Genomic DNA, 26,451 nt, shown 5'->3' with positions numbered 1-26,451 from the left:
AGTCGGATTTGCCATGCTTAGCGGGCATGCTATTGATGTGAATGCCCACCCGCCGTTGTCTATGTTCAAAGATCTCTTTTCCGCATGAAACTGCAATCCTTCAGCCATTCCCAGCAAAAGATGCTCTTTCTTGGCGGCATCACCGTTATCTATCTGGCGATTGTGGCCTGGCTCGATTTTTTGCAGGGGCCGCCCTACTGGGATGAAGTCAATTTTTGGAAGTCGAGCCTGACCTTTAGCGATAGTCTGCTACCGACGCTCTCAGACCTGCGGGAATATCACAGCTTAAATACCCCCCTGCCTTTCATGATGTTTGGTTTTCTGGAATACCTGTTTGGCCAGGGTATGGTGGCGGGGCGATTGCTCAATCTCATGCTGTCGCTCGTCATTGTGGCGATCATTGGCTGGCCCAGCAAACAAAAGGGCGGTCGGGCCATTGTCTGTTTGATTGGTCTTTTTTTGTGCCCGTATTTTTTGTTTCTCAGCGGCCGGCTCTACACCGAAATGATTGCCTGTACCTGGGTGCTGCTGGGGTTTGTGGCCTATGTGCGCGATCGCCACTGGCTGAGCGGCCTGGCCTTTGTGCTAGCGATCGCTTCACGGCAGTACATGCTGGCGTTTCCTATGGCGATCGCCACCTACGAGTTTTTAGCGATCGCCCACCAGTACCGCCAGGGGCAGCCCGTAGGTTCGCTCCAGCACCAGCGATGGCTGGCCCCGGCCCTGGCCAGCCTGACGATTTTGGGCTGGATCGCGCTGTTTGACGGATTGGCCCCCGCCAGTGCGATCGTCTCCCATGCCCCCGAGGTGCAAAAAAGCACCCTGTCCCTCACCCCTGGCGGTGCGATCAACTTTCTCGGCTTTGTGGGTGTTTACATCGTGATTCCAGAATGGCTGCTGTTTCGCCCCACCAATCCACTCCAATCCCTGCGCAACAACCAAAAAAAATGGCTGCTGATCGCCGCCGGACTGCTGGTTTTTTGCCTGATTTTCCCCCCGCTGGAAACCCCCTACGGCAATATGGGCAAAGTGGCCGACTTCCTCCCTTTCTACGGCTTAACGCTGGCGATGTACTACGGGTTGGCCCTGTTGACCTGCCTGCGCTTTGCTAAACCCGACCTGCTGTTCTGGATAGTGACCTTCAATGCCCTGATTATGATGAAAGCCATCCCCTGGGATCGCTACGTGCTGCCCCTGGTGGTCGTTTTTTGGTACCTCAAATCGATTCACTATCCCAAAACCCAACCCGCTGCTGCCCCCTTGCCAACCGACAATGAGATTCGTATGGCCTAGCCCAGGGCTCAGGCTGCTGGAATAGCCCCTGTCCGTTCTGAACCAATCCTGAACGAATCGGGCCGGGCGACCTGGCCAACGCTATATCCAGTGGAGCAGTTGGGCAATCCGGCGGCCAAGCGTAACCGGGTCAAAGGGTTTAGGAATCACCCCAGCTACCCCCATTTGCTCAAACTGAGCATAGTCCCTCGCCCTCACCTGGGAGGTCAGCAACACAATGGGAATGTGACCGGTACAGGGGTGCAATTGCAGGGCGGGAACAAGCGCAACTCCCGTCAGCCGCGTCACCGAAATCTCTAGCAAAATTGCATCCCAGGGGCCACAGGTGCTGAAATCTAGATCTCTGGGATCGCAGTAAGTTGTTACCCGCCAGCCCTCAAACTCCCCCAGAGCATCCTGAACCAACGCACAAATATCGGGTTCATTGTCAATCAGCAGTAGCTCCCGAATAGCGCCTTTCGTCTCAAAGCCCCGATAATCGATCAAATTGGGAATCAGACCAGAACATGGGGATGGGGACGGTGGATTTATTGCAAGAGAGTTGGCCATACGCTCGATAGTTAACCCTGAGTGGTTAGCGGTGAGGACATAGCGGTGCAGAACCTTGATCCTGAGGGCCCGGGTCAGGGTAAGAAAAATAACTGAAAATTGGCGGCCATACTGACGTTTTAAGCACCTTTGAATTGCTTTTTCAGCGTTCAAATCGACTACAGCAGCGGCCACTCATCACCCCAAGCGAGCCGGACTAGAGCCTGGGATGGACGGGGTTTATCCACCCAGGTGCTCCGCCAGGTTAAGGCTTTTTGCAATTCACCAGGACTTGGCCCAATGGACTGCTGCCAGCCTGATCTGGAGGTGGCTCACGGATAATCTGCCCTAACATAATTTGAGAAGCAATTGGCCGTCTACTCAAGATCGCAAGATATTTCGGCAAGATAAAATTACTGCCCTTGAGGTTTATAATTTAGACTTATTTTTGGTCGTTTTTCAGCCATGGTCGGTCTATAAAGGGAGCGTGTTTTGAAGCATTTCGACCACAGATACAGCGACAATCGGCTCTCGTAGGAGCTGTCATCAATCAGCTGCTGAATACCTACAAACCAAGGGTTACAGTCCCTAGCCTGGTTTTTGGGTCGGGCGTGGCAAAGCCTGGTATACAGGCGCTTTGGCCACAATTGATGACACGCCCTAGGGCCAGTCGCTGTGGGGCGATCGCCGACGCTCAAGCTAGGTACTCAACCATGTCCGGGTGACGAATGATTCACGCTATGAACTCAAGCGATCGCCGCAAGCGGGGCGTTGTGCTCAGCTCCCAGGGCTGGCAGCGACTGCGCGCCGCTGAGCAGCAGCTGTCGGCCCTACAAAACGGCGGCAACCCCTACACCCTCGATCAGCTGTGTGCCATTACTGGACTGAGCGCCAACACCCTGGTCAAGGCCCGACGACGGCAGAAGCCCGTGGACTTGACCACATTGGATACCTACTTCGCCGCCTTTAGCCTGGGGCTAACCGCCGATGACTACCTGCTGCCTGAAGATACTCAGCGACTCGACCCACCCCAAACCGTCCAGCGTAGCCCCCTCAACGGTCCCCTACCCCAGGATTCGCCCTTCTACATTCATCGTCCCGGCATCGAAACTGGCAGCACCCAGGAAATACTGGCAGCGGGGGCGATGGTGCGTCTCAAGGCCCCGCGTCAGTTTGGCAAAACCTCCCTACTCAACCTGATGCTGGGCCATGCCCAGGACTATGGCCTGCGGCTGGTGGTGGTCAGTCTGCGGGCCATCGACCGCCGCTGCCTGGGCGATCTCGACCAGACCCTGCGCTGGTTCTGTGCGGTGGTGGCCCGCAGCCTGGATCTCCCCAACCAGCTTGACCAGCGGTGGGACGGGGTGTTTGGCAGCATTTACAGCTGCACGGACTATTTTGAAACCTATCTCTTGCCGGCTTCAGAACAGCCCCTGCTGCTGGTGATCGATGACCTGGATGAGCTATTTACCTACGATAGTGTGGCCACCGACTTTCTGGGTATGCTGCGGGCCTGGTACGAGCAGGGCCGCTATGGCACCGAGCAAAACCTCTGGCCCTACCTGCGGCTGGTGTTGGCCTATTCGACCGAAGCCTGGATGCCCCTTAGCATTCACCAGTCCCCCTTTAATGTTGGGGTTTCAATTGAGCTCCCTCCCTTTACCCTCGACCAGGTGCAGGAACTGGCCCTGCGCTACGGCCTGGCCCTGGGCGACGACGACCTGCAGCGGCTGGTCGATCTGGTGGGGGGACACCCCTACCTGACCCAGCTCAGCCTGTTTTACCTGGGGCAGCAGCAGCCGTTGAGCGCCATTGCCGAGCAGGTCACAGCCTACGACGGCATCTACAGCGGCCATCTCCGCCGCCAGCTAGAAATCCTCGAAGCCGAACCCGCTCTCCGCCAGGCCATGGCTCAGGTAGCGGCCAGCCCAGAGGGGATCAAGCTCCCGCCTCAGCTATCCTTTCGACTCCAGGGGCTGGGTCTGGTACGCTTTAGGCAACAGCTGGCGATCGCCAGTTGCCAGCTGTACCGCCAGTATTTTGCCAGTCTGCTGGAGAATCAGTGCTAACCCGACCCATCCAGTCGCCCTACCAGGTGGGTGGATGTCTACCGCCGACTGCCCCCACCTACGTTAAGCGGCAGGCCGATACCCTCCTCCAGCAGCGGTTGCTAGACGGTCAGTTTTGCTACGTGTTCAACGCCCGGCAGATGGGTAAATCCAGCCTGCGGGTGCATACGATGGCGGCGCTCGACCAGCTGGGCGTCCACAGCGTAGCGATCGACCTGACCGCGATCGGCAGCCAGCACATCACGCTGGAGCAGTGGTATGCCGCGATCGCAGCGTACCTGGTGCGGGGGCGGCCCCTGACCTTTGCCCTCAGCCAGTGGTGGCGCGACCACACCCACCTGCCCCCGGTCGCTCGCCTGGCCGACCTGATCGATCGGGTGGTGCTGCCCAGCCTGACGGCGCCTCTGGTCATCTTTATCGATGAGATCGACAGCCTGCTGGCGTTGGCCTTTCCCACCGACGACTTTTTTGCCCTGATCCGCACCTGCTTCAACCGCCGGGCGGACAACCCTGCTTACCAACGGCTGACCTTTGCCCTGTTTGGGGTCACCACCCCCAGTGATCTGATCGCCGACAGGGTCCGCACCCCCTTCAACATTGGCCAGGCCATTGGGTTGGAGGGGTTTACCCTGGCGGAGGCCCAGCCCCTGGCGGCATCCCTTCAGCCCTGGGTGAGCGACCCTCAGCCGGTGCTGGGGCGGGTGCTGCACTGGACGGGTGGGCAACCCTTCCTGACCCAAAAGCTGTGCCACCTGATTGTCAGCCACGCCCCGGCCCTAGGCCAAGGCTCCGTGGCGGACTGGGTTGATCGGCTGGTGCAGAGATACCTGATCGAGAACTGGGAACTCCACGACCAGCCGGAGCACCTCAAAACCATCCGCGATCGCCTCTGGCACCAACCCCAGCGCCTGGGCCAGCGGCTGGGGCTCTACCAGCAGGTGCTCGACCACGGGAAGGTGGCGGTCAGCGCTTCCCCCGAGCAGGCCGAACTGCTGTTGGTCGGCCTGGTGGAGCGCCGAGGCGGCTACCTGCAGGTTAAAAATCCAATCTACCAGGCTGTTTTTAGCACCGCCTGGGTCCAGCAGCAGCTCAACGATCTGCGGCCCTACGCTGCTCCCCTCAATGCCTGGGTAGCCTCGGACTGTACCGATCAGTCGCGACTGCTGCGGGGTCAGGCCCTGCAAGAAACCCTGAGCTGGGCGGAGCACCAGCGCCTTAGCCCCCTCGACTATCGATTTTTGGCCGCCAGCCAGGCCCTTGACCAGCGGGAGGCGCTGGCCCGGGTCGAGGCCGATCGCCTGGCCGAGGTGGAGGCGCGGCTGACGGTAGAGCACCGGCAACGCCTGGAGCAGCAGCGGCATCTGGAGCGGCAGCGGCTGCTGTTGGGGGCCGTAACGATCGCCCTGGTGACGGCCATCGGGCTGGGCTTTGTGGCCCGTCGCCAGTACCTCCAGGCCAGCCAAAACGAGGCCTATGCCATTCTGCGCAGTGCCGAGGCGCTGCAATCCTCTCGGCGGTCCTTTGAGGCGCTGTTGGAGGCTGTGCGAGGCCAGCAGCGGCTGCGGCAGATACCAACCCGTAACCCCGCCTTGCAGGCCCAGGCCGACGCTATTTTGGAGCGCATCGTGCTGGGCATTCACCAAAACAATCGCCTCAGCGGTCACCGGGCAGCGGTGCTGGCCGCCAGTTTCAACCCCAACCCAGACCAGGCTGGACAACTGGCCACCGCCGGGGTCGATGCCACCATTCACCTCTGGCAGCTCGACGGCACTCTGATCAAGACCCTCAAGGGCCATCAGGCCACCATTCGGGCCCTTCGCTACAGCCCCGACGGTCGCCGCCTGGCCTCCGCTGGCGACGATGGCACCATTTACCTGTGGACGACTGCCGGAGAACTGGAGCGCACTCTGCCCACGGGGATGGCTTCAACTTGGGGACTGGCCTTCAGCCCCGACGGTCAACGGCTGCTGGCCGGGGGCAACGGTAGCCGGGCTGAAATCTTCGATTTGGCTACCGGCAACGTCCAGTACCTGGAGCATCCGGGGGAGGTGACCGGCCTGCGAGCGGTGGCCTTCAGCCCCGACGGCAACACGATCGCCTTGGGCGGCAACAACTCAACAATCTCCCTCTGGCAGTCCGGGCAATACCGCACTACCCTGACCGACCATGAAGCTCCAGTGCACACCCTGGCCTTTAGTCCCCAGGGCGATCGCCTGGCCAGCGGCAGCATCGACAAAACCATTAAGCTCTGGGACTCGGCGGGCAATCTGCTGGGTACCCTGGTTCACCACCAGGCTCCGGTCAAAGATCTTGCCTTCAGCCCCGACGGGCAGGAATTGGTGTCCGCCAGTTGGGACAAAACCCTGGCTCTCTGGAGCGTCAGCGGCACCCTGCTGACCACCCTGGAGGGCCACAGTGCTGCCGTCTGGGGTGTGGCCTACAGCCCTGACGGCACCACCATTGCCTCCGCTGGGGCCGACAATCAGGTGCTGCTCTGGCAGGCCCAAAATCCCTTCCACCAAAAGCTTCAGGGGCTGAGCAACCTGGCCCTGGGGGCGGTGTTTAGCCCCGATGGGCAGCGGCTGGCCACGGCTGGCAGCGATCAAATTGTCAGGCTGATCGCCCCCGATACAGCTACAACAACCACTCTAGTCGGCCACCAGGCCGGCGTGACCAACCTGGTCCGACACCCGCGCCAGCCCTGGTTGACCTCCACCAGCGAAGACACAACCATCCACCTCTGGGACTTTGAGGGCAACCTGCTGCAGGCGATCGACGGCCACGATGCCGCCCTGTTGGGGGCAGCCTGGCATCCCGATGGCCAAACGCTGGTGGCGGCTAGCGTCACCGGGCAGATTTACCGGCGGCGGGCCGATGGCACCCTGCTCCAGCGCTGGCAGGGTGCAGCCGCCCCGATCTGGGATGTGGCCTACAGCCCAGACGGCAGGCAGTTCGCCACCGCCAGCAACGACGGCACCCTCAAGCTCTGGAGCCCCACTGGCAAACTACTGCACACCCTTGAGCACGGTTCAACGGTATGGCGAGTGGCCTATAGCCCCGACGGACAGTGGATTGCCACCGGCAGCGGGGACAATAGGGCTCGCCTGTGGCAATCCGACGGCACCCTGCTGCACACTCTGTCAGGTCACCGGGCGGCGGTCTGGGGGGTAGCCTTCAGTCCGGACAACCGCCTGCTGGCCACCGCCAGCATCGACGAAACCGTGAAACTCTGGAGCCTCCAGTGCCTGGGTGGCAGTGGCTGTCCGGGGCAACCCCTCGCCCAGCCAGACGATGCCCTGATCACGACGCTGCATCAGCACAACTCTGGGGTACGCAGCGTTGCGTTTAGCGGCAATGGCTCCAGGCTGGCCTCGGTAGGCGACGATGAAACCCTGGTACTTTGGGCGATGCCATCCATCTTGAGCCTCGATCCTCTCAGTCATGGCTGCGCCTGGCTGAGCAACTATCTGCGCACCAACAGCGAGGTTGACGAAGCCGATCGCCGCCTCTGCGCGGGACTGTAGCGATGGCCATTGCACTTAGGACATTGGCCTCTTCCAAAGGCAAAAAGGCGTTGCTGAATGCAGGTATGACATGCCCCCCAGCCCCCCAATTTTGGGGGGAGTCGCAATCTCAAAGTCCCCAGAATTGGGGGATTTAGGGGGCAACGAAAGGACGTCAAGTTTACAGATTCATGACTCAATCCAGCAACGTCGGCAAAAAACTGGGGCGGCGCAATGGCGTATTGCCAGGCTTAGCATCCCCACGCCTTATCCTTTCGCCCTGAACGAACCAGGGATGCCGGTGAACCAGCCACCGACATCCCTGGGACAAACAATAGACTTTTATTCGGAGCAGAGATAGCTGTGGCCAGGGCCAGGTTGCCGCGCGGCCTCACAACCGATGCAGCAACCTGACCTGTGACTGTTGACTGTGACTGTCGCCTGTGGCGATCGTGACTCCCTAGAGCACGCCCAGATTGGCCAGGCCCAAGATTGCCCCAGCCCCTAGCAGATGGCCGAAGCTGGTGGTACCCAGCAGGGCAGGCAACCCCATGCCGCCGAAAAACTCGGGGGAGGGTAGGGACGGCTTGGCATCGGGAATCTGGATGGTAAACCGGCCAATGGCGATGGCCAGAATGTTGCAGACAATCATCACAGCGGCCACTTTAGGACTCCAGGCCGCCGTGTGGGGAACCGTGGCTAAAAGAGGTAGAAATGCCAATGTACCAGCCTCCATAAAATGCAGTGGGTCAGCAAATCGCTTGCTTAGGCCTACTTTTCCATGAGGCCAGGAAATTCTGTCGGCAGCCGTTGCAAGACTTTACAATTTACAGAGCCGGGCATCGTTTCGGAAAATGGTGGCCGTGGGGCGATCGCGAGTCCAGGCACCTGGCCTCAGCCCCCGGCTTAAACGAGCGATCCCCCATCTCTACGGCCCTGGTTGAGAGCGATCCCCGCCCGACGCTCCTACGCAACGGGCGGCCAACGTCCCGCAGCCACCTGGCAGCCAATTCCTGAAGCCCATTTCACCGCGAGGTCAAAATACTCCCTATGGAACGAGGACTGTTGTGGCTACCCCTGCTGGCGGTGTTCATTGGCCTGGCCTGGGCGGGCTGGCACGAATACCAGAAAGTCCAGGCCTACGAAACCTGGGCTACCGACTTCGATCGCAGCAAGTACGACATTCAATCCATGCTGGGGCAACGGGGTAACGAGATTACCTGGGGCCGCCCCACCCGCCGCGGCCCCGTTGCCATCACCACCCTTTCGTTACAAGTTGTTACCGAACTTCGGCTCGAAATCGACGGCCTGCCCGTAGCTGACGAGGGTCAGGTACCCAGAGGAGATGTGGCGCTGGCGCTGACCACCGCCAGTGGCGAGACCCACCGCATCCCCTTTACCGACAGCGATTTAGCCCAGCGCTGGGAAAAAGCGTTGCACCAATCGCTCCAGGCGCTAAAATCTGCATCAGCCTAAAGGCGGCCAGGCCTGGCGGGGGTTTTAGCCCCTTGCCCCCTGCGATCGCGCTGGTGGCCAATTCAATCACCGGGCTGCTAAAGTCCCTACCCTGGTGCCATGACCCGCGTTTCCTCCCTTTCCCCCGACGAACTCCGGAATCGCCGCAAGAGCCTGCGGCGGCGGCGGCGCATTTCTATCAGTCAAGCCCTGTGGCGTTTTTGGGCCCTTTCAGGTCTCACCGCCGCCATTTTTTGGGGGGCTACGCGCCCGGTGTGGCTGATCCATGGGCCTGAGCAAATCAATGTCAACGGCAATCACCTGCTCAGCGATGAGGCGGTCCAGACCCTGGTGCCCCTCCAGTACCCCCAGCCGCTGATGAAGGTGGAGCCCGAGATTCTGGCCCGGCAGCTGCGCGATCGCGGCCCCATCGTCTCGGCGGAGGTCACGCGGCAACTCCTGCCGCCGCGACTCAATGTCCGGATCGAGGAGCGGGTGCCCGTTGCCGTCGTGCTGCCGGTGGGCAACGGCGATCGCAGTACCGATACCCAGTACCTCCAGGCGGGGTTCCTCGACGCCCACGGCGCCTGGATGCCCCTGACCAGCTTTGGACTGGGCAGCGCCTCACCGCAGCTACCCACTCTGCAGCTGCGCGGCATTCAGCCCCAGTACCAGCGCTACTGGCCTCAGATCTACGAAACCATCAGCAGTAGCCCCGTCGCTATCACCGAGATCGACTGGCACGACCCCAACAACCTGGTGCTCGAAACCGCCCTCGGTACCGTCTACCTCGGCCCCTACAGTCCAGAACTCGAGCAGCAGCTCGCCACCCTCGACCGCATGCGCAACCTGCCTCAGCAGCTTGCCAACACCGAGGTTGCCCGCATCGATCTCAGCAACCCCAATGCCCCTTCGGTGGCCGTTGTCGAAGCCGACCCCCCGGTAACACAGTCCCAACCCTAAGCCAGGGCTAGGAGCAAGTCCCAGCCCTGGCATTGCCTGCTCAAAACATTTCCTAGCCAAGTCGGTTGAATATCTTTATAGAATGGCGTTGATTTTTTGGGTTTCAGTGGTTAAATCAGGTAGTTTAAGACTTGCCAAGGCGATTTGTTTTTTTCCAGCGAAGTACTCTATAGTTGTCTAGAATCAGCCGGGGCTTAGATTTTCAGGACTTAGGTGCTATCTTCGGTTATCTAGTACGGGTAATTAATATATATTGTCTACGGCCTTAAATTCTATGCTCCCCGACGACCCCCACGGCAATGGTGCTGGCCACCGCAACGCTGACTACCAGGCCTACGTGCCTCACCAGGCAGAATCGGTTCCCGCCGATTCGCGGCCCTCAGCTGACGCTGTGACCGCTTTCGCTGGCCCGTCTAACCCCTTTAGCCAGGGCGAGCTTAACTCCAGTCAACCCCACAATGCCAGAGCTATGCCCGGAGAAACGTATTCCAACAACACGGCTTTGCCCAGCAGCGTCGCCCGCATTAAGGTAATTGGGGTCGGCGGCGGCGGCTGCAATGCCGTCAACCGCATGATTAGCAGCGGCCTGGCGGGAATTGAATTTTGGTCGGTCAATACCGATGCCCAGGCCCTCGACAACACCACGATGACCAACAGCCTGCACATCGGTCAAAAGTTGACCCGTGGGCTGGGGGCTGGGGGCAACCCGGCCATTGGCCAAAAGGCGGCCGAAGAGTCCCGCGAAGAAATTGCTGCCGCCCTGGAAGAGTCCGATCTGGTCTTTATCACCGCCGGCATGGGTGGGGGCACGGGCACGGGGGCGGCTCCCATTGTGGCCGAGGTGGCTAAGGAAGCCGGTGCTCTGACCGTGGGCGTGGTCACCCGCCCGTTCACCTTTGAGGGTCGCCGCCGGATGAATCAGGCCGATGAGGGCATTGCTGCGCTTCAGGGCCGGGTCGACACACTGATTATCATCCCCAACGACAAGCTGCTGTCGGTAATCTCAGAGCAAACTCCCGTCCAGGAAGCCTTCCGCACCGCCGACGACATCCTGCGTCAGGGGGTGCAGGGCATCTCCGACATTATTACTATCCCGGGTCTGGTCAACGTTGACTTTGCCGACGTGCGGGCGATCATGGCCGACGCAGGCACCGCGCTGATGGGCATTGGCACAGGGTCGGGCAAGTCGCGGGCGCGGGAAGCCGCGATCGCAGCCATTTCATCCCCGCTGCTGGAGTCCTCCATCGACGGGGCCTCCGGGGCGGTATTCAATGTCACCGGTGGCTCCGACCTCACCCTCCACGAAGTCAACGCCGCCGCCGAGATCATCTACGAGGGGGTCGATCCCAACGCCAACATCATCTTTGGTGCGGTGATCGACGATCGGATGCAGGGGGAGGTGTGTATCACCGTGATCGCAACCGGCTTCAACCACCGGGCCGGGGCCCAACCCGAGCTCGATGTCGCCCGCGTCACCCCCTTCAAGCGCAATCTGACGACTCCCCCCGTCTCCCCTCCGGCCAGCAGTGGCTCCAGTGGCCTGGGGGCTGGGCTTGACATTCCTGAGTTTTTGCAGCGGCGACGGCCCAACAACCGCTAACCTATGACCCCACCGATCCCCTGGCCTACGGCCCTGACCATCGCTGGTTCCGACAGCGGTGGTGGGGCCGGGATTCAGGCCGATCTTCGCACCTTTGCCTTCCATCGCGTCCACGGCACCAGCGCCCTCACCTGCGTCACTGCTCAGAATACCCTGGGGGTAACGCGAGTCGATGCGCTGGCCCCAGAGGCGGTGGTTGCTCAGCTCGACGCCATTACCAGCGACATTGCAGTCCAGGCGATCAAAACAGGCATGCTGCTCAACCAGGACATCATCCAGGCGGTGGCAACGTCCCTGGAGCAGCGACCTACTCCGGTGGTTGTGGATCCGGTCATGGTGTCCCGCACCGGAGCACAGCTGATCGACGACAATGCGATCGCCATCCTGATCCGTACCCTCATTCCCCAGGCCCACATCCTCACCCCCAATCGCCACGAGGCCCAGTTGCTCAGCGGGCTAGACATCTCTACCCTGGCCGATATGGAAGCCGCCGCCCGCCGTATTCACCAGCTCGGGCCCCAGGCGGTGCTGGTGAAAGGGGGCGGCATGGGCGAACCCCTGCGCGGCACCGATGTCTGGTTTGACGGCCATGAGGTGATGGTGTTGGCCACCGAGGCTGTCGATACCCGCCACACCCACGGCACCGGCTGTACGCTATCGGCGGCGATCGCCGCCAACCTGGCCCTGGGCAAAGCGCCCCTCACCGCCGCCAAAGATGGCAAAGACTACGTTACCCGCGCCCTCAACCACGCCCTGGCGATCGGGCAGGGCCAGGGTCCGGTCGGTCACTTCTTTCCGCTGCTGGTCGATCAGCCGTAACGCGATTATGGGTTGGGGGGCTGGGGCCAGACCGACTCCCAGTCGGGGCAGTGGCGCTCTTCGTCGGGGCCAAAGGGGTGCATCGCACACACCAGGGTTTGCCCACCGTGGGCCTGACCGTAGAAATTGCGGCAGCCGACGCAGGCGGGATAGTTTTGCAGCAGCGGCTCAACGGTGCTGGTGATCGGGCTTGAGACGTCCTCAAACCACTGGTCAATACCCGAAAGCCCCGTTACCAGCGGCCCCAAAATGCCGTCCAGCTGATCGACCACTTCGTCGACCTGTCCATTGAGCTGAAACCGAAAGGGTTCCACCGCGCGGTTGATCTCAGCGACCAGGCGATCGATCTCGGGATCGATCGCCTCCTGCGCCTGCTCAGCCCACTGATCGGTGGTCTGCACGAGGGCATCTGACGCCTGGATCAGCTGCTCCGTGAGGTCATCTAGCCAGCGCTCGGTGTCCTCACTCAGCTGCTGGGTGAAATCCTGCACGGCGCTGCCAAAGGCATTAAAAAACTGCTTCGACCACTCATCCATAGGGCTAATTACTCGACTTACGCTTGAGGTTTTCTAGCTCCTGGCGCAGCGCCGCCACCTGGTTGCGCAGTGCCTCGGTCTGGGCATCGGTCGCTGAACCGCCGACCCCACCAGGCCCATCGTCATCTAAAATCTCAATCGGACGCGGCTGCGGCAGGGGGTCTGAAGGGTTGGCCGAGCTAGCCGCCGTACTCTGAGCGCGGCTGACCATCTCGTTGACGAGCCGCTGGGCTTCCTCGGCGGTAATTTCACCGCGGGCCACCAGTTCATTCACCAGGGTTTGAGACTGCTCTCGCAAGTCCTTAAAGGTACCGCCCGCCTTCTCACCGGCGTAGGAAGCGACCCCAACCCCTAAATAAAACGCTTTTTTGACGACGTCTCCGAAACCTGCCATGGTCAGCGGTCTCCTTATTCGCTCTGCAACGACTCTAGCGTACAGGCTGCGAAGACCAGGTGCCCAGGGGGTAATGCCGCCCCTATCATGGGTAAAACCCGTCGCCATTGCCTTCCCATCCGTTCGGGAATGGCGTCAGCGGCCAAAACGCAAAAGACCCGGAGTCCACGCCTGTCACAAGCATCCCGTAATGCTGCTACCTTCCGGTCCTGACATGATTTGGGCGTTGCGACCGCATGGGTCCGAGTCTTCTCTACTATAACACTCCCCTCCATGACCAACCAACGTCTTCAGCAACAAATCGCCTTTGTAATCGAGATCGATCGCCTCAAAACCGTGCTGCGCCAGACCCAACTCATGGATGGCTCCCGCCGCGAAAACAGCGCCGAACACTCCTGGCATCTGGCTATGATGACGCTGGCGCTGGCCGACTATGCCCCCGCCGGAGTCGATATGCAGCAGGCCCTCCACCAGGTGCTGATCCACGATCTGGTGGAGATTGATGCGGGGGATACTTTTTGCTACGACGCCCAGGCCCACCTCGACAAGGCCGAGCGCGAGCAGCGAGCCGCCGATCGCATTTTTGGTCTGCTGCCTCAGGCAGACAGCGATCGCCTGCGCCAGATCTGGGAGGAGTTTGAGGCTCAGAGTACCCCCACGGCCCGCTTTGCGGCGGCCCTCGATCGCATTCAGCCCCTCTTGCACAACTGGCAAACCGGCGGCGGCACCTGGAAACAGCACGGCATTTGCCGCGCCCAGGTGCTGCGGCGGATGGCCCCGGTAGAAACCGGGGCTCCAGAGCTGTGGCCCTTTGTGTTGGGGGTCATTGAAGACTGCGTCAACGCTGGGTGCCTGCGGCCCTAGGGAAATAGCCCATCGCCGGAATGTTCGGCACGGGCTTTGGCCCTATGTCCAGCCTACGCAAGTCTTATTTTCAGGTCATATTTTGAATAGCGCCTTCCTACTCAGGGCGCGTCAGTCTGGGTCCGCAGCTCTTGAGCGCGCAGGTAGAGCTGCACCCACTGGGCCTGAATTTGCCGATGCTTGAGCCCCAGACGCCGGGCCAGGGCTTCGGTGGACTGCCCTTCTCGATAGGTGGTTAAAATCGCCTGCTCCTCGGGCGACAGGCCTTGCCAGTACTGATCCCACTGGGTGGGGGTGAGGCCAAAGTTGTGCTCCTGGAGCGAGGTCTGGAGCCAGCCCAGCACCATTACGGGCTGCTCACGCAGGGCAAAGATCCGCACGGCGTGGTAGCTAATTTTTTCGCGCAGGCGGTAGACCTGCTGCACCGGCAGATCGAGGCTTTGGGCAATCTGCTCCTGGCTCAGTCCTTTCAGGTGCAGCTCCAGCCAGCGGGCGGCGGTGTCGTCGAGGTTGCGGCTGAGGTAGTTGACGAATGAAGCTTTGACCTGGTGTCGCAGACTCTGCTGCTCCAGCTCGGTTTGCGATTCCTGGTACTGGTTCCAGGCTTCGACGTCGAGCAGGCTGAGGGAGTCTTCGCTGTCGCCTGAGGAGATTTCGTCGGAGACCAGGCGAATTAGTTCGCCAGTGGGGACCTGGGTCATGCCGCCCTTCTGGCTGCGCCGCAGGTAATTGACAAAGCGGTAGATGATTAGAGGCTGGTTGCGAATGGGGCGCAGGCAGTACTCTTCGATGCTGGCCAGCATCAGGAGATTGCGCAGCCGCGAGTTTTGGGTGCAGGTGGCAATCCACTTCAGCTGCTCGCCCAGGTGGCGATCGCTGCGCATCATTTCCTGAATCACCTCCTGAATTACGTCCACTACTGACCGACGGCGATCGCGGCTGAGGGAGATCCAGGTTTTGATCTTGCTGCGCACCAGGAACAGGCTGCTCAACCGCTTAATCAACCGCTGATAGCCCTGTTCGGGGCTGACCCCCCAGTAGCGCTGCTGCAAAATACGATAGCGGTACTCGATCGCCTGCCGCGCGATCGCCAGATCCGCCTCAGCCAGGGTGGAGAAGCGTTCGGGAGCCTCCCCCAGCAGCCAGCTGACAATACTCTGGCAGACAGACTGGGGCTGATCGGGAAAATCGTCTCGTAGGCGGGATAACCAATCCTCCGCCATAGTGTCTGCCCCTGCCATGCAATCGATCCTTTTGGTTGTTTTGGTTGGCCGTAGGCTTATCTTAGTATCTGTTCCCTTCAGACTTACGGGTTAAGGCAGGTTTTTAGCTTCACCGTCCCGCCTCAACCAGCACCTCGGCCAAAGCTTCACGGGGACTTCACATTAACCTCTCCTTTGGCAAGTTTTTGCAAAGGGCTACCCCCAGCGGCCCGGCTTGCCGTCTAGGGATTGGTAGGGTGCAAATGGCACAGCTGGGGCTTATACGTGATCTTACTGTGACAATCGTCACAGTAAGCACCCGACACCTCCAGTAAAATTTGGGCTAACCCGTGGCCCGCTCTTGCGAAGGTAAAAATAAGCACCAAGGCAACCACGATATCGGCAAATATACGGCCAATCTGGTATAAAATATTTCAAAGCCTAAGCACACGAATTCTGTCAACAGGGTCTACCATGCTATCCCTCCGTCCAGGCAGTTCTGGAAGCCTTGCTCCGGAGTCTTCAGGAGCCGTTATTCATCCTTCTGCCAAATGCCTAATTAAGCGATCTATCGATATCTTAGGAGCGCTGGTGGGCCTGGTTCTTCTGGGTTTAGTCGCGGGGCCCATAGCCATAGCCATTCGCCTGGACAGCCCCGGCCCTATTTTCTACGCCCAAACCCGTTACGGCCTCAAAGGCAAGCCTTTCACCATTTGGAAGTTTCGCTCCATGGTGCAGAATGCTGACCTGCTGAAGCAAACCGTCTCTAACCAGGCCCAGGGGCTCATCTTTAAAAACGAGAACGATCCTCGCATTACTCGGGTTGGGCGTGTGCTCCGCAAAACCAGCCTGGATGAGTTTCCACAGTTCTGGAATGTGCTCAGGGGGGATATGAGCCTGGTGGGTACCCGCCCGCCCACCGAAGACGAAGTCTCCCACTACAGCTCCCACCACTGGCGACGGCTGGATGTCAAACCCGGCATTACCGGGCAGTGGCAGATCAGCGGGCGATCGGCAATCAGGGACTTTGAGGAAATTGTTCACCTCGACCTGCATTACCAGGACATCTGGTCGCCCTGGTATGACCTCCAGGTAATCGTCAAAACTATCACGATACTTCTCGATCGCAGAGGCGCTTACTAGCACCAGTTAGCAGGTGTGGAACAACTTGGTTGGGATGGCAGGTTCAGGGTTCCGGGTATCGGGAACGATGAGCTGAGTTGTGCTATCAGGCCCTAGAGCAGCAGGTTCACCGGGCTGGAGCTATCTGGCCGTCACTCGGGATCGGTTGCAATCACTAGGTTGTCGCGGTGAACCACGGTATCGACGCCGGCATAGCCCAGAATGTTGGCAATGTCCTCTGACCGATGCCCCAGGATGCGCTGTAGCTCTGCGGCGTTGTAGTTGACAATTCCCCTGGCGATGTCTGTACCACTGGTATCGCAGATAACGACGGCATCCTGGGCTTCAAAATCCCCTTCAATTCGGGTGATGCCGGCGGCCAGCAGGGATTTACCCCCCGTCAAAATAGCCTTGGTTGCCCCCGGATCCAGGTAGAGCCGCCCGGCCGGGGGGAGACCCGCCACAATCCAGCGTTTGCGGGCCCGGTTGGGCTGAGGCAGGGGCGCAAACTGGGTCCCTACGGTTTCCCCGGCCAGGGCCCGAACAACATTTTGCGGCTGGCGACCATCGGTAATCACCGTGCGAACGCCAGCGGTCGTGGCAATTTGGGCAGCCTCCAGCTTGGTGAGCATGCCCCCCGTGCCCCAGGCCGACCCCTGCCCTCCGGCCACCGCCTTGAGCGACTGAATGTCGGCCTGACGGTCAATCGAGATGATCGGCTCTGCCCCCGGGTTAGAGCGGGGGTCGGCGGAATAGAGGCGATCGACATCGGTCAGCAAAAACAACCACTGGGCCCCAATCAAACTGGCGACCAGGGCCGAGAGGGTGTCATTGTCGCCAAATTTAAGCTCTTCGACGGCGACAGTGTCGTTCTCGTTGACGATGGGAATCACCCCGAGCTGCAGCAGCTGGCGAAAGGTGCGGTAGCTGTTGACGTAGCGCGATCGCTGGGCCAGATCGCTGCGGGTGAGCAGCACCTGGGCGATGGGCTGGTTGAGCGCCGAGAACAGGTCATCGTAGATGCGCATCAGCCGGCCCTGCCCAACAGCGGCCACCGCCTGCTTCATGGCCAGGGTTTTGGGGCGATCGCTCAGGTGCAGCCGCCGACAGCCAATGCCCACCGCCCCCGACGAGACCAGAACTACCTGGTGCCCCTGCTGACGCAGCATGCAGAGGGTTTCAACCAGGGCCGCCAGGGTCGAGAGGGCAAACTGACCAAACCCACCGCCGGTCAGACTAGAGGTACCAATTTTTACAACCAGAGTTTGAGCTGAGCTCACGGGCAACCATCAACCCCGAGTAGAGATAGCCCTGGCAGTATAGCAATCGCTCTGGATCTAAAGACAACCCAATTGCCCGCAAACCACGGCATAAAAAACTTTGGGTGCCAACCCCAAGGCTGACACCCAAAAATGGCTTATTAAATTAAGGGCCTCTAAAAATGGCTGGCCCCTGTTTATGTAATCCTACTATCGCAGACTTTTTCAGGTATCAAATTAACTCTAATGTTTTCTTTATGTTTTCCCCTGCAAAGTTTCTTGGTTGATCACTAAGCTATGTAAAGTCGGCTTCAGATTGCGGTTTCGGGGGTTAGGCGACTACAGGGTGACTCCCAGGTACTGAGAAATAATCACCTCCAGGCTGCGCAGGGGAGAGGTGCGGACGACCTGATTCAGATCGGGCATGGGGCTGACCAAAATCGTGAACAGGCCCACCCGATTGCCCGCCAGGACGTCGGTAAACAGGCGATCGCCCACCATTGCCACCTGATTGACAGGCAGGTCCATGGCGGCCAGGGCAAGTTTGAGCTTGCGCCCCGAGGGTTTGCCCGCACTGGTCAAGTAGGGCACCTCCAGCAGATCGGCGATCCGGCTGATTCGGTGGGCATTGATATTGTTGCTCACCAGCCAGACCGAGGCCTCGGCTTTAATTTGATTCATCCAGCGGGCCAGGTCAGGGTTGGTTTCCGCCTGGCGCAGGGGTACCAGGGTATCGTCCACATCTAGGATCAGTCCCTTGAGACCATGCTGAATCAGCAGGTCTGGAGAAATGCTGAGCACATTTCCGCTCAGCACCAGATCGGGTTGCAATAGACGAGAGAATGACATAACAAAACCATAGGCCCAAAGGTCAGCATAATCTAGATCGGTGGCCTGCGCCTGGGGCCTGGGTATGGCTTTTGGCGCGATCGCCCCTCACCTAGCTGACTTCACCCGACCGGCAGAGAGCTATCGGGTAGGTCAGGGGCTAGTTGCTAATTGTCTATGGTGGCTCGAATAGCGTCGCGGGCGGCTTCGTGCTCAACCAGGGTACGGCTAAACACATGGGTGCCGTCGTAGCGAGCCACAAAGAACAGGTAGTCAGTGCTGGCCGGGGCGAGGGTAGCTTCGAGACTGGCCTGCCCCGGACTGGCGATGGGAGTGGGGGGCAAACCAGGGTTGATATAGGTGTTGTAGGGTGACGGCGTACCTACCTGAGCCCAGGTCAGCGGTTGTTCTTTGGTTTGGGTAATGCCCAGGCCGTACTCCACCGTGGGGTCAGCCCCGAGGGGAATATTTTGCTCCAGGCGGTTGGTAAATACCCCGGCAATCAGGTCTCGCTCGTCGGGCACCACCGACTCTTTTTCGACAATACTGGCCAGCGTAGCCCAGTCCAGCAGTGACAGGTCGGTGGCAGCCTGCTGGTACAGGGGCAGGGCCGCGGTTTCAAACCGCCGCAGCATGGCATCGACAACCGCTTCAGGCGTTACCCCCTCAGCGGGCAGCTGGTAGGTGTCCGGGAATAAAAACCCCTCCAGGTGGGGAATGGTGTCCGGCAGCCAGGGATAGCGGTCCCTGGGAATTTGCTCCGTTGCCGCCAAGAAGGCATCGGCGGAGAACAGCCCCACCTGCTGAAAATAGGCGGCCATTTGCCTGCGGTTCCAGCCCTCGGGAATGGTAAACGACGCCTGCACCACCCGACCGCTGCGAATCACGTCGGCGATCGCCGTCATCGAATCGGTGGGGTTGAGGGCATAGGTCCCGGCCTGAAAGCCCTGGCCAGGGTTTTGCCAGGTCTGCCAGCGCGACCACAGCTTCCAGGCCAAAGCGGAGCGAATTAGGCCCGCCGCCTCTAGATCTTCACCGATCTGCTGGCCTGGGGTACCCGGAGGAATTTGCAGCTGCACCACCGGAGGAGCGGCTTCAGCGGTGCTGGCACTGACAGGCTGGTTGGCCCAGCTCCACCAGGCCCAGCCCTGCCAGGCGGCCGCCCCAGTGGCAAGGGGCAGCAGCAGACCCAAGAAACCCCAACGAACCCAGCGTGAACCCTTAGTCATGGCTACAGTTTTAACTCTGGAGGTCCAAACTCTCGACGCCCCTACTCTAATAGATCAAACAGTTTTTCTTCCAAACCGCTGCGAATGGTCTGAAACTCTTCAGGGGTGACGACCTCCAGGGTACCACTGCTGTTACGGTTGGCAAAGATGAGCAGTGGATCCAGAGGCGTACAGAGCGTATACTCCTCGTCTTCGTAAAAGCAGGTGGCCAGGATCTGAAACTCTTCGGTCACAGGATTACCTGCCTCGTCCAGATCGTCAAGCTCCAGGGTGAGGCAGTTGTCCTCCTCGGGTTCAGGCAGTTCTCCGGCGGCGGTCAGGGTGATGGCGGTGCGCTGGAGGGTGAGGTTTTGCTCGGCCAGCACGGCCTTCGCGGTCAAGAAAATCTGATCGATGTCCTCGTCTTCGACATCCATGAGGATTTCTTCGCCATCGTCGTCTTGTTGCCAAACAAAAATTTCGATTGGGGCATCGATGGGCAGCAGGAGCAGGTATTCGCGACCGTTGAGCTGAAAGCTTTGCTCTACCTGGCAGGGCAAAAACCGCCCAGCATCGTCGGTAAGAACCACAGCTGACTCGTCGATCGGTTGGGTGTTATCGGCCATGAAGCCACTCTTCTTCTGAATAACTGGTTCTGAATAACTGGGTACAGGCGGTGGGGCCGCAGCCCAGCCTGTACACGGACGGTGTTATCAGAATATCCCATCCTGTTACGTCTATTTACGAAGAGCGGCGCTCGTCTAGCCAGCGCTGCAAAATAATGGCGGCCGCTTTGCGGTCGATCAGCGCTTTTTCCTGAGCGATGGACTGACCTGCAGATCGCATCAGCTGCTCGGCTTCCACCGAGCTCAACCGTTCATCTACATAGACCACGGGCAGGTTCAGCGCCTGGGCCAGGCCCCCGGCCAGCCTCCGCACCTGACGAGCCTGAGCGCCTTCTTCCCCATCCATTGTGAGCGGCAGGCCCACAACCAGGGTCTGCACCCGCCGCTCCTGGACAATCTGCCGAATATCGGCGATCAACTCGGCGAAGGATCGCCGGTAGAGGGTCGTAAGCCCCGTGGCGATCAGGCCCGTGCCGTCGCAGCCCGCCACGCCAATCCGTCTGCGACCAATATCCAGCCCCAGGGCGGAGAGGGTCACTGGGGTGTGGCCATCGATCGCAGACACCTAGCGATCGCCCTCAGGGGCCGGGGCATCGCGGTGACCCTCAGAGGTTTGCGGACCCAGTAGCGCGTGCCACCGCTCCGCCGACCAGGTCATCCGTCCGGGAATCGGTTTGCCAGCGGGCTGAAGTCCGGTCAGCACGTCAGAGAGCTGTAGCCCCTCCAGGGACAGGTGGCGCGCTTCGCGCACTTTGTGCCACACCGATCGCGACATCAGCAGGGCGTGGGAGTCGGGGACGGCCTGAATCTGGGTGAAGCAGGCCTCGCGCTCGGGCTGGTAGTCCAGGGACGTCAAGCGCAGGGACTGGGCAGGGAATGGCTGAAGGATTTTAGCCATCTGCGTCATCAGTTCTGGGTAGAGCCAGGTGTAAGCCGGATGCACGGTCAGGTCCGCCTCGTGGGCCTGCTTGCCGTCTCGCGAGATAGCCAGCCTGAACTGCCCGATGGCAGCTTTGCGCTGCTGCTCAAACACGTAGGAACTGACGATTTCGACCTGGTTGACCAGGCGATCGGTGGTGGCAGCGGCGGTACCGAGCAATCCGGTCTTAAAATCCTGGATCTGGTGGTCAAACACCTGGCGTACCAGGGGCGGCATGGAGGCCGTATCAAGCTGGTAGAGCAGCTGGGCGTCGGCGTTGCTGATGGGCAGGAGGTTGGGCAGGTCGGGTTCGCGCTCGGCCAGGACCTCGATTTGCTCGGGCGGCAGAGCCCAGTAGGTCACCTGGGCCAGGGGCTGAAATCCGTTAAACCGATAGAGGGCTAGGGCCGATTTGTGGCTGACATCGGCTTCGATCATCCAGGTTCTGGCCTCCCACACCACCTCAAAGCAGTGGCGCAGCAGCCGCGAACCCACATCCATGTAGCCGGAAGTATCGGGGGCATCGGTATCGGCCAGGGCCCGCCGGTTAACCGCCACTCGATCGACGCGCCAGGTGCTGCGGGTCTGGTTAAACGGCGATACCTGAATCAATCCCACCAGACTTTTCTGGCGCTCCGCCACGAACGTGGTCTGACGCTGTTGCGGCACGGAGCGGGGCAGCCAACTCAGCACCTTGAGCGGACCGTACCAGCGGCGCTGATGCTCTAGCCAGGCCACCATAGCGTCTGCGACGGCGCGATCGCCCCCGGCCTCCAGATCCTCTGGCTGCCACTGCTTGAGGTCGTCTAAATCGCGGTATTGCAGTGGCCTAACCGTCAGGGTTGGGCCGGGGGTGATCATCGGTGCCATAGGATCTCAAAGATCTGACCTGTATGCCGTCATCCTAGCCGATTTTCCTGGTTTCCACACCGAGGCACTGGCAATCCGAGGGCTAAGCCTTGCCTGGATTGCTCAGCTGTTAAAGGAAGAATTTTTTGGCCAAAACCCTGGCCCCAAAACCCTGGCCCCAAAACTCTGGCCCCGAAACTTTGGCCCCAAAACTCTGGCCCCGAAACTCTGGCCCAGAATGACCCCGACCCCAATTTATCCAGAGCCGCCCGCAGCTCGTTTACAAAACTTATGATTTAAGCGACGATTACAACTATAGTAATCAGTGATTACGCACAGCATTGGCAGCGGGCGAAAGACTCCACACAGCCTGAGGCTGAGTTGAACAGGTCAACAATCGGTATCTGGGACAAACTATGAGAAATCTTTTAGCCATCGAGCGATTTTGCCTTTACGGTCACATCGTGGCTATGGCCTTTGGCCTGGCAGGGTTACTGTGGGTGGTACCCCACCCTGGCATCCTAGAATACTTGCCTGCCGGGCAAACCCTGTTTCAGTGGAGCATGGCCGGAGGCGGAGTGGGGTACATCCTGCTAGGTACCCTGGCGGTAGCTCTGTATGCCTATCGCACCCTGGGGTTGGGCAGTCTGCTAACCTTTGCGATCGCAGCCATTGGCATCTCTGTCAGCAGCGAGCTGCTGGGCACCAGTACAGGCTTTCCCTTTGGCCACTACACCTACCTAAATGGGTTGGGATACAAGGTGGCTGGGCTGGTCCCATTTACGATTCCCCTGTCTTGGTTTTACCTGGGTTTGGCGTCCTTTCTACTGGCCCGTAGTGGGTTGGCCGCTGGCGGCGGGTCTGGTCGCTACGGCTGGGTGCGATCGCTGGCGGCGGTGCCGCTGGGCTCTGTTCTGCTGACCTCCTGGGATTTTGTCCTCGACCCAGCCATGAGCCAGACCGCGCTGCCCTTCTGGTACTGGCATCAGCCCGGTGCGTTCTTTGGCATGCCTTACCAGAATTTTGCCGGCTGGCTAGGCACCGGGGTGGTGTTCATGGGGGTGGCCCTAGGCCTCTGGAAAGCCTTCAAGTTTTCCCCTGAGCTAGATCAGACGCAGCTCACCCTGCCCCTGGTGGTTTACCTGGCCAACTTCGGCTTTGCCCTGGTAATGAGCCTGGCCGCTGGGTTTTACGTTCCCATCGCCCTGGGTATTTTGACCGGGGCCCTGCCTGCTGTGCTCTGCTGGCGGGCTACAGCCCAGGAGTCTCTGGCAGCTACAGCTCAATCGGCTACGGTGATTGAGGCTCCGGTCAACGCAGCCAAGGTGGTCCTCAAATAGGCTCTGCCCCTGGACTGAGCGCTGCCGATTCAGCCCGCCGCTCCTGTCCTCTGCTGCTGTTTTTTTGAGGTGTTCCCTTGCCCGCTGACGTAGCCGTCTCATTTCCCTGGTTGAGTGCTGTGGCGGTGTTGGTTTTTGCGGTGCAGGTGCCAATGGTGGCGGTACTGCTGTCGCGGCTGATGCAGGGACCTTTCCGGCGCTCTCCCCTGACCCCAGCTGCGCCCACTCTCGACCAGTTAGGCAGTGTATCGGTCGTGGTACCCACTCTTAACGAGGCCAGTCGTTTGCGCCCCTGCCTGGAGGGGCTGGGGCGCCAGAGCTATGAGCTGCGGGAAGTGCTAGTTGTAGACAGCCGCTCCACCGATGGCACCCAGGCCCTGGTCAACGACTACCAGTCCTACGATCCACGGCTGCGGTTGCTGGAGGACGACCCCCTGCCCCAGGGGTGGGTGGGTCGCCCCTGGGCACTGGACTACGGTTTTCGCCATACCGCCGCCGCCAGCACCTGGGTGTTGGGCATTGATGCCGACACTCAGCCGCAGCCGGGTCTGGTCGCGGCCCTGGCCCAGGCCATGACCGCTGAAGGCTATGACCTGGTGTCCTTGGCACCCCGGTTCATTCTCAAGCACCCTGGCGAGTGCTGGCTCCAGCCCGCGCTCCTGATTACCCTGGTGTATCGATTTGGGCCGGCGGGGAGCCCCAGCGGTTCGCCCCAGCGCGTGATGGCCAATGGCCAGTGCTTTATGGTGCGGCGATCGCTGCTGGAGCAGCTGGACGGCTACCGCTCGGCCTCAGCTTCGTTTTGCGACGACGTCACCCTGGCCCGCCATGCGGCGGCCCTGGGAGCCAGGGTGGGATTTTGGGACGGCAGCCGCCTGCTTAAGGTCCGCATGTATGACGGCATGGCCGAAACCTGGCGGGAGTGGGGCCGCTCCCTCGACCTCAAAGACGCTGCCAGTCGGGCTCAGGTCTGGTGGGATCTGGCGTTTTTGGCGCTGGTGCAGGGTCTGCCCTGGCTGCTGGTGCCGGGGCTGTGGCTGGTGCAGCAGCTCTGGCCGGGGAGCTGGTCGCTGCCGCTGCGGCTGCTGTGGGGACTCAACCTGGGGCTGGTGGCGGTGCGGGTGGGTATGCAGGCGGCGATCGCCTCTGCCTACGACCTCAAAGCAGCGCCCGGAGCCTGGGCGTTTTGGCTGTCTCCCCTGGCTGATCCAGCCGCTGTGGTCCGCATTGGCCTGTCTTCCCTGAGGCGACCGACCCAGTGGCGAGGACGGCAGTATTCGTCTTAAACAGCCAGTCGGTTTAATGGGCCCAGGTTAAAAACGGACGGCGGGCCAAATTGGAGTTCTGGTAGCGGGGGTCAGCGGTAACCTCGGCCCCAATCCACTCTGGCAGATCGACTGGCTGATCGGGGCTATTCAACTCCACTTCGGCCACGATCAGCCCCTGGTTGTCGCCCCAGAACTCGTCTATTTCCCACACCACCGCGCCCAGGGGCAGGCGGTAGCGGGTTTTCTCGACCAGAGGCGGGGTGCAGAGGGTCGCCAGAATGCTCTCAGCGTCCTCCACGGGAATAGGGTACTCAAACTCAGGTCGCACTAGACCAACGGCCGGGCCTTTAAGAGTGAGATAGGCGCGATCGCCCGCCCGTCGCACTCTCACCGTACGGGCATCCTGGGTGGGGATGTAGCCCTGCCGCATCACCTCGCCCTGGGCCAGGCCGCGCCAGCCGTCCCCCACCACTAAAAATTTGCGCTCAATTTCAACCCCCATCGCCAGTCCCTAGGAAATACGTCGCAGCACGTAGCTGGTCAGATCTTGCAGGGCCTGCCCGGCCGCAGAGGGCGGCAGATGCTCCAGACAGGCCGCCGCCTGGCGAGCATGGTGGGAGGCCAACTCCCGCGATCGGGCGATGCCGTCGCTGCGATGCACCAGATCGATCGCCTGGTCAAAGTCGTCGGCCTCGGAAAACTCCCGCTCGATCAAGGTGGTGAGAAAGGGGTGCTCGACCATGGCGTAGAGCACTGGCGCTGTCAGATTGCCGCTCCTGAGGTCAGAGCAGGCGGGCTTGCCCAGCACCTCGTCAGAACTGGTGAAGTCGAGAATGTCATCGACGACCTGAAACGCCAGCCCCAGATGGCGACCGTAGTCGTAGAGCTGCTCAATCACGGCTTCGGGCATGTCGCTGAGCACCCCGGCCGCCTTGGCGCTGTTGGCCATCAGCGAGGCGGTCTTGAAATAGCTCTTGTCCAGGTAGGCCTCAATGGAAAGGCTGGTGTCGAAGCGGTTCAGCCCCTGCTGAATCTCGCCCTCGGCCAGATCCATAATCACCTTGGAGAGCAGCTTGACCACCCGCAGGTTGTCGAGGTTGGCCAGGTACCAGGAGGCCTGGGCAAACAAAAAGTCTCCGGCCAGCACCGCAATGCGATTGCCAAAGCTGCTGTGCACGGTGGGCACCCCCCGCCGCAGGCTGGCCTCATCGACAACATCGTCGTGAACCAGGCTGGCGGTATGGATCATTTCGGTGATTTCGGCCAGGCGTCGGTGCTTGGCCGTGATCTCTTGCCCCGGCAGGGTGGCCTTGGAGAGCAACAGCACAATAGCGGGGCGCAACCGCTTGCCCCCGGCCCCAAACAGGTGTTCTGCCGCCGCCGACAGAATGGGGTGCCTGGTCCCGATTAACCCCTTTAGATTTTGGGTCATCAGGTCAAGGTCGGACTCAACCGGCGCGAAAAGAGAAGTTACTGAAGTCATGGACCCCGGCAAGAGCGGTAAAGTTACGAATTTTTACATATTCTATCGCCATTCTAAGACAACCCCAGGGGCAGTATTGACAAAAGCTGAGCCATTGACGCTCCCACTGAGCCCAAACCCAGACCTGGCAGAGGTTTAGCGTTGAGGCTAAAACCCTTTTAGATTGGGCGTTAGGGCGATCGCGGCGGCAGCTGGACTAAATCTTGGTAGCGTTGATCCTCATCCCCAGGGAGGGCCTAAATTTATACCGGCTCAGGCTTCAAATTGGCCGCCCGACTCGGGAATCCCGTGATAGACTGAAATTAAGAATTTCTCAAGATAAC

The 26,451-nt window shown here is 60.4% G+C and carries 24 protein-coding genes and 1 other RNA gene; 11 read left to right on the top strand and 14 right to left on the bottom strand.

Annotated elements, in window-relative coordinates:
* Nucleotides 1–84: 84 nt before the first annotated feature.
* On the top strand, nt 85–1,293 hold the full coding sequence (locus NF78_RS15755; RefSeq protein WP_035987795.1) for a hypothetical protein: 1,209 nt from the start codon (nt 85–87) through the stop codon (nt 1,291–1,293).
* Between the two features lie 81 nt (nt 1,294–1,374).
* Here the strand turns inward: NF78_RS15755 and NF78_RS30420 are convergent, their stop codons facing one another.
* Nucleotides 1,375–1,842 (bottom strand): response regulator, encoded by a 468-nt coding sequence (locus NF78_RS30420; RefSeq protein ID WP_156119792.1) that lies wholly within the window; start codon nt 1,840–1,842, stop codon nt 1,375–1,377.
* A 719-nt stretch (nt 1,843–2,561) separates the two neighbouring features.
* On the opposite strand from NF78_RS30420, the gene NF78_RS15745 reads away from it, so the two are divergent.
* Nucleotides 2,562–3,890, top strand: coding sequence for an AAA-like domain-containing protein (locus tag NF78_RS15745; protein ID WP_225885308.1), 1,329 nt, complete (start codon nt 2,562–2,564; stop codon nt 3,888–3,890).
* Entirely contained in the window at nt 3,884–7,414 is a 3,531-nt protein-coding gene (locus tag NF78_RS15740) for an AAA-like domain-containing protein (RefSeq protein WP_035987793.1), read from the top strand. Before NF78_RS15745 ends, NF78_RS15740 begins: the two co-directional genes overlap by 7 nt.
* A gap of 439 nt (nt 7,415–7,853) precedes the next feature.
* On the opposite strand, the gene psaK is transcribed toward NF78_RS15740, so the two are convergent.
* A complete protein-coding gene (psaK, locus tag NF78_RS15735) occupies nt 7,854–8,114 on the bottom strand; it encodes a photosystem I reaction center subunit PsaK (protein WP_318655476.1) in 261 nt (86 codons plus the stop codon).
* A gap of 329 nt (nt 8,115–8,443) precedes the next feature.
* On the opposite strand from psaK, the gene NF78_RS15730 reads away from it, so the two are divergent.
* From NF78_RS15730 to thiD, 4 genes are all read left to right on the top strand, one after another.
* On the top strand, nt 8,444–8,869 hold the full coding sequence (locus tag NF78_RS15730) for a hypothetical protein (protein WP_035987791.1): 426 nt from the start codon (nt 8,444–8,446) through the stop codon (nt 8,867–8,869).
* Nucleotides 8,870–8,968: 99 nt separating this feature from the next.
* Nucleotides 8,969–9,811: a cell division protein FtsQ/DivIB gene (locus NF78_RS15725; RefSeq protein WP_035987790.1), complete on the top strand. Its 843-nt coding sequence runs from the start codon at nt 8,969–8,971 to the stop codon at nt 9,809–9,811.
* A 469-nt stretch (nt 9,812–10,280) separates the two neighbouring features.
* Nucleotides 10,281–11,411 carry a cell division protein FtsZ gene (gene ftsZ / locus NF78_RS15720; RefSeq protein WP_035989948.1) on the top strand — a complete coding sequence of 377 codons (1,131 nt, stop codon included), beginning with the start codon at nt 10,281–10,283 and terminating at the stop codon, nt 11,409–11,411.
* 3 nt (nt 11,412–11,414) lie between these two features.
* Nucleotides 11,415–12,230, top strand: coding sequence for a bifunctional hydroxymethylpyrimidine kinase/phosphomethylpyrimidine kinase (gene thiD / locus NF78_RS15715; RefSeq protein ID WP_035987789.1), 816 nt, complete (start codon nt 11,415–11,417; stop codon nt 12,228–12,230).
* Nucleotides 12,231–12,235: 5 nt separating this feature from the next.
* Here thiD and NF78_RS28355 read toward each other — a convergent pair whose 3' ends face one another.
* The 3 genes from NF78_RS28355 to ffs form a co-directional block, all read right to left on the bottom strand.
* Nucleotides 12,236–12,766: a hypothetical protein gene (locus tag NF78_RS28355; protein WP_052050540.1), complete on the bottom strand. Its 531-nt coding sequence runs from the start codon at nt 12,764–12,766 to the stop codon at nt 12,236–12,238.
* 4 nt (nt 12,767–12,770) lie between these two features.
* Nucleotides 12,771–13,160: a phasin family protein gene (locus NF78_RS15705; RefSeq protein WP_035987788.1), complete on the bottom strand. Its 390-nt coding sequence runs from the start codon at nt 13,158–13,160 to the stop codon at nt 12,771–12,773.
* Nucleotides 13,161–13,312: 152 nt separating this feature from the next.
* An RNA gene (ffs, locus tag NF78_RS29580) (signal recognition particle sRNA small type) lies at nt 13,313–13,409 on the bottom strand.
* 24 nt (nt 13,410–13,433) lie between these two features.
* Here ffs and NF78_RS15700 point away from each other — a divergent pair.
* Entirely contained in the window at nt 13,434–14,024 is a 591-nt protein-coding gene (locus tag NF78_RS15700; RefSeq protein ID WP_035987787.1) for an HD domain-containing protein, read from the top strand.
* Nucleotides 14,025–14,125: 101 nt separating this feature from the next.
* On the opposite strand, the gene NF78_RS15695 is transcribed toward NF78_RS15700, so the two are convergent.
* On the bottom strand, nt 14,126–15,265 hold the full coding sequence (locus NF78_RS15695) for a HetZ-related protein 2 (protein ID WP_035987786.1): 1,140 nt from the start codon (nt 15,263–15,265) through the stop codon (nt 14,126–14,128).
* A gap of 435 nt (nt 15,266–15,700) precedes the next feature.
* On the opposite strand from NF78_RS15695, the gene NF78_RS15690 reads away from it, so the two are divergent.
* A complete protein-coding gene (locus NF78_RS15690) occupies nt 15,701–16,369 on the top strand; it encodes a sugar transferase (RefSeq protein WP_035987784.1) in 669 nt (222 codons plus the stop codon).
* Nucleotides 16,370–16,500: 131 nt separating this feature from the next.
* Here NF78_RS15690 and proB read toward each other — a convergent pair whose 3' ends face one another.
* The 6 genes from proB to NF78_RS15660 all read right to left on the bottom strand — a co-directional run bounded on the left by proB (nt 16,501) and on the right by NF78_RS15660 (nt 22,058).
* Nucleotides 16,501–17,628: a glutamate 5-kinase gene (gene proB / locus NF78_RS15685; protein ID WP_035987781.1), complete on the bottom strand. Its 1,128-nt coding sequence runs from the start codon at nt 17,626–17,628 to the stop codon at nt 16,501–16,503.
* 318 nt (nt 17,629–17,946) lie between these two features.
* Complete coding sequence (locus NF78_RS15680; RefSeq protein WP_035987779.1) at nt 17,947–18,456, bottom strand: YqeG family HAD IIIA-type phosphatase; 510 nt, start codon at nt 18,454–18,456, stop codon at nt 17,947–17,949.
* Nucleotides 18,457–18,602: 146 nt separating this feature from the next.
* A complete protein-coding gene (gene mltG / locus NF78_RS15675) occupies nt 18,603–19,664 on the bottom strand; it encodes an endolytic transglycosylase MltG (protein ID WP_035987778.1) in 1,062 nt (353 codons plus the stop codon).
* 41 nt (nt 19,665–19,705) lie between these two features.
* Nucleotides 19,706–20,269, bottom strand: coding sequence for a DUF3727 domain-containing protein (locus NF78_RS15670; RefSeq protein WP_035987777.1), 564 nt, complete (start codon nt 20,267–20,269; stop codon nt 19,706–19,708).
* Nucleotides 20,270–20,384: 115 nt separating this feature from the next.
* Nucleotides 20,385–20,834: a Holliday junction resolvase RuvX gene (gene ruvX / locus NF78_RS31870; protein WP_225885307.1), complete on the bottom strand. Its 450-nt coding sequence runs from the start codon at nt 20,832–20,834 to the stop codon at nt 20,385–20,387.
* Nucleotides 20,835–22,058, bottom strand: coding sequence for a GNAT family N-acetyltransferase (locus NF78_RS15660; protein WP_197064855.1), 1,224 nt, complete (start codon nt 22,056–22,058; stop codon nt 20,835–20,837). It lies immediately after the preceding gene.
* 395 nt (nt 22,059–22,453) lie between these two features.
* Here NF78_RS15660 and cruF point away from each other — a divergent pair, with 395 nt between their 5' ends.
* Together cruF and cruG are read left to right on the top strand one after the other, a co-directional pair.
* The gene (gene cruF / locus NF78_RS15655; protein WP_035987776.1) at nt 22,454–23,377 is read left to right on the top strand and encodes a gamma-carotene 1'-hydroxylase CruF; all 924 of its coding nucleotides are present in this window, start codon (nt 22,454–22,456) and stop codon (nt 23,375–23,377) included.
* 77 nt (nt 23,378–23,454) lie between these two features.
* A complete protein-coding gene (cruG, locus tag NF78_RS15650; RefSeq protein WP_263970615.1) occupies nt 23,455–24,663 on the top strand; it encodes a 2'-O-glycosyltransferase CruG in 1,209 nt (402 codons plus the stop codon).
* Nucleotides 24,664–24,676: 13 nt separating this feature from the next.
* Here cruG and NF78_RS15645 read toward each other — a convergent pair whose 3' ends face one another.
* Entirely contained in the window at nt 24,677–25,147 is a 471-nt protein-coding gene (locus NF78_RS15645) for a CYTH domain-containing protein (protein WP_035987773.1), read from the bottom strand.
* Nucleotides 25,148–25,156: 9 nt separating this feature from the next.
* Complete coding sequence (sds, locus tag NF78_RS15640; protein ID WP_035987771.1) at nt 25,157–26,128, bottom strand: solanesyl diphosphate synthase; 972 nt, start codon at nt 26,126–26,128, stop codon at nt 25,157–25,159.
* Between the last annotated feature and the right edge of the window lie 323 nt (nt 26,129–26,451).

Source organism: Leptolyngbya sp. KIOST-1, assembly GCF_000763385.1.
Lineage (GTDB): Bacteria > Cyanobacteriota > Cyanobacteriia > Phormidesmidales > Phormidesmidaceae > Nodosilinea.
Note: the sequence above shows the minus strand (reverse complement) of the source record. Positions and strands in the feature narration are given on the sequence as shown.

Bases quoted from the DNA above. Each gene is read 5' to 3' on its own strand.
- NF78_RS15695 (WP_035987786.1), bottom strand. From the start codon at position 15,265: ATGGCAGGGGCAGACACTATGGCGGAGGATTGGTTATCCCGCCTACGA.
- NF78_RS15725 (WP_035987790.1), top strand. From the start codon at position 8,969: ATGACCCGCGTTTCCTCCCTTTCCCCCGACGAACTCCGGAATCGCCGC.
- thiD (WP_035987789.1), top strand. From the start codon at position 11,415: ATGACCCCACCGATCCCCTGGCCTACGGCCCTGACCATCGCTGGTTCC.
- NF78_RS30420 (WP_156119792.1), bottom strand. From the start codon at position 1,842: ATGGCCAACTCTCTTGCAATAAATCCACCGTCCCCATCCCCATGTTCT.
- NF78_RS15730 (WP_035987791.1), top strand. From the start codon at position 8,444: ATGGAACGAGGACTGTTGTGGCTACCCCTGCTGGCGGTGTTCATTGGC.
- NF78_RS15670 (WP_035987777.1), bottom strand. From the start codon at position 20,269: ATGGCCGATAACACCCAACCGATCGACGAGTCAGCTGTGGTTCTTACC.
- NF78_RS15700 (WP_035987787.1), top strand. From the start codon at position 13,434: ATGACCAACCAACGTCTTCAGCAACAAATCGCCTTTGTAATCGAGATC.
- NF78_RS15705 (WP_035987788.1), bottom strand. From the start codon at position 13,160: ATGGCAGGTTTCGGAGACGTCGTCAAAAAAGCGTTTTATTTAGGGGTT.
- NF78_RS15680 (WP_035987779.1), bottom strand. From the start codon at position 18,456: ATGTCATTCTCTCGTCTATTGCAACCCGATCTGGTGCTGAGCGGAAAT.
- NF78_RS15690 (WP_035987784.1), top strand. From the start codon at position 15,701: ATGCTATCCCTCCGTCCAGGCAGTTCTGGAAGCCTTGCTCCGGAGTCT.
- ftsZ (WP_035989948.1), top strand. From the start codon at position 10,281: ATGCCCGGAGAAACGTATTCCAACAACACGGCTTTGCCCAGCAGCGTC.
- cruF (WP_035987776.1), top strand. From the start codon at position 22,454: ATGAGAAATCTTTTAGCCATCGAGCGATTTTGCCTTTACGGTCACATC.
- sds (WP_035987771.1), bottom strand. From the start codon at position 26,128: ATGACTTCAGTAACTTCTCTTTTCGCGCCGGTTGAGTCCGACCTTGAC.
- NF78_RS15755 (WP_035987795.1), top strand. From the start codon at position 85: ATGAAACTGCAATCCTTCAGCCATTCCCAGCAAAAGATGCTCTTTCTT.
- NF78_RS28355 (WP_052050540.1), bottom strand. From the start codon at position 12,766: ATGGATGAGTGGTCGAAGCAGTTTTTTAATGCCTTTGGCAGCGCCGTG.
- mltG (WP_035987778.1), bottom strand. From the start codon at position 19,664: ATGACTAAGGGTTCACGCTGGGTTCGTTGGGGTTTCTTGGGTCTGCTG.
- NF78_RS15660 (WP_197064855.1), bottom strand. From the start codon at position 22,058: ATGGCACCGATGATCACCCCCGGCCCAACCCTGACGGTTAGGCCACTG.
- NF78_RS15645 (WP_035987773.1), bottom strand. From the start codon at position 25,147: ATGGGGGTTGAAATTGAGCGCAAATTTTTAGTGGTGGGGGACGGCTGG.
- NF78_RS15745 (WP_225885308.1), top strand. From the start codon at position 2,562: ATGAACTCAAGCGATCGCCGCAAGCGGGGCGTTGTGCTCAGCTCCCAG.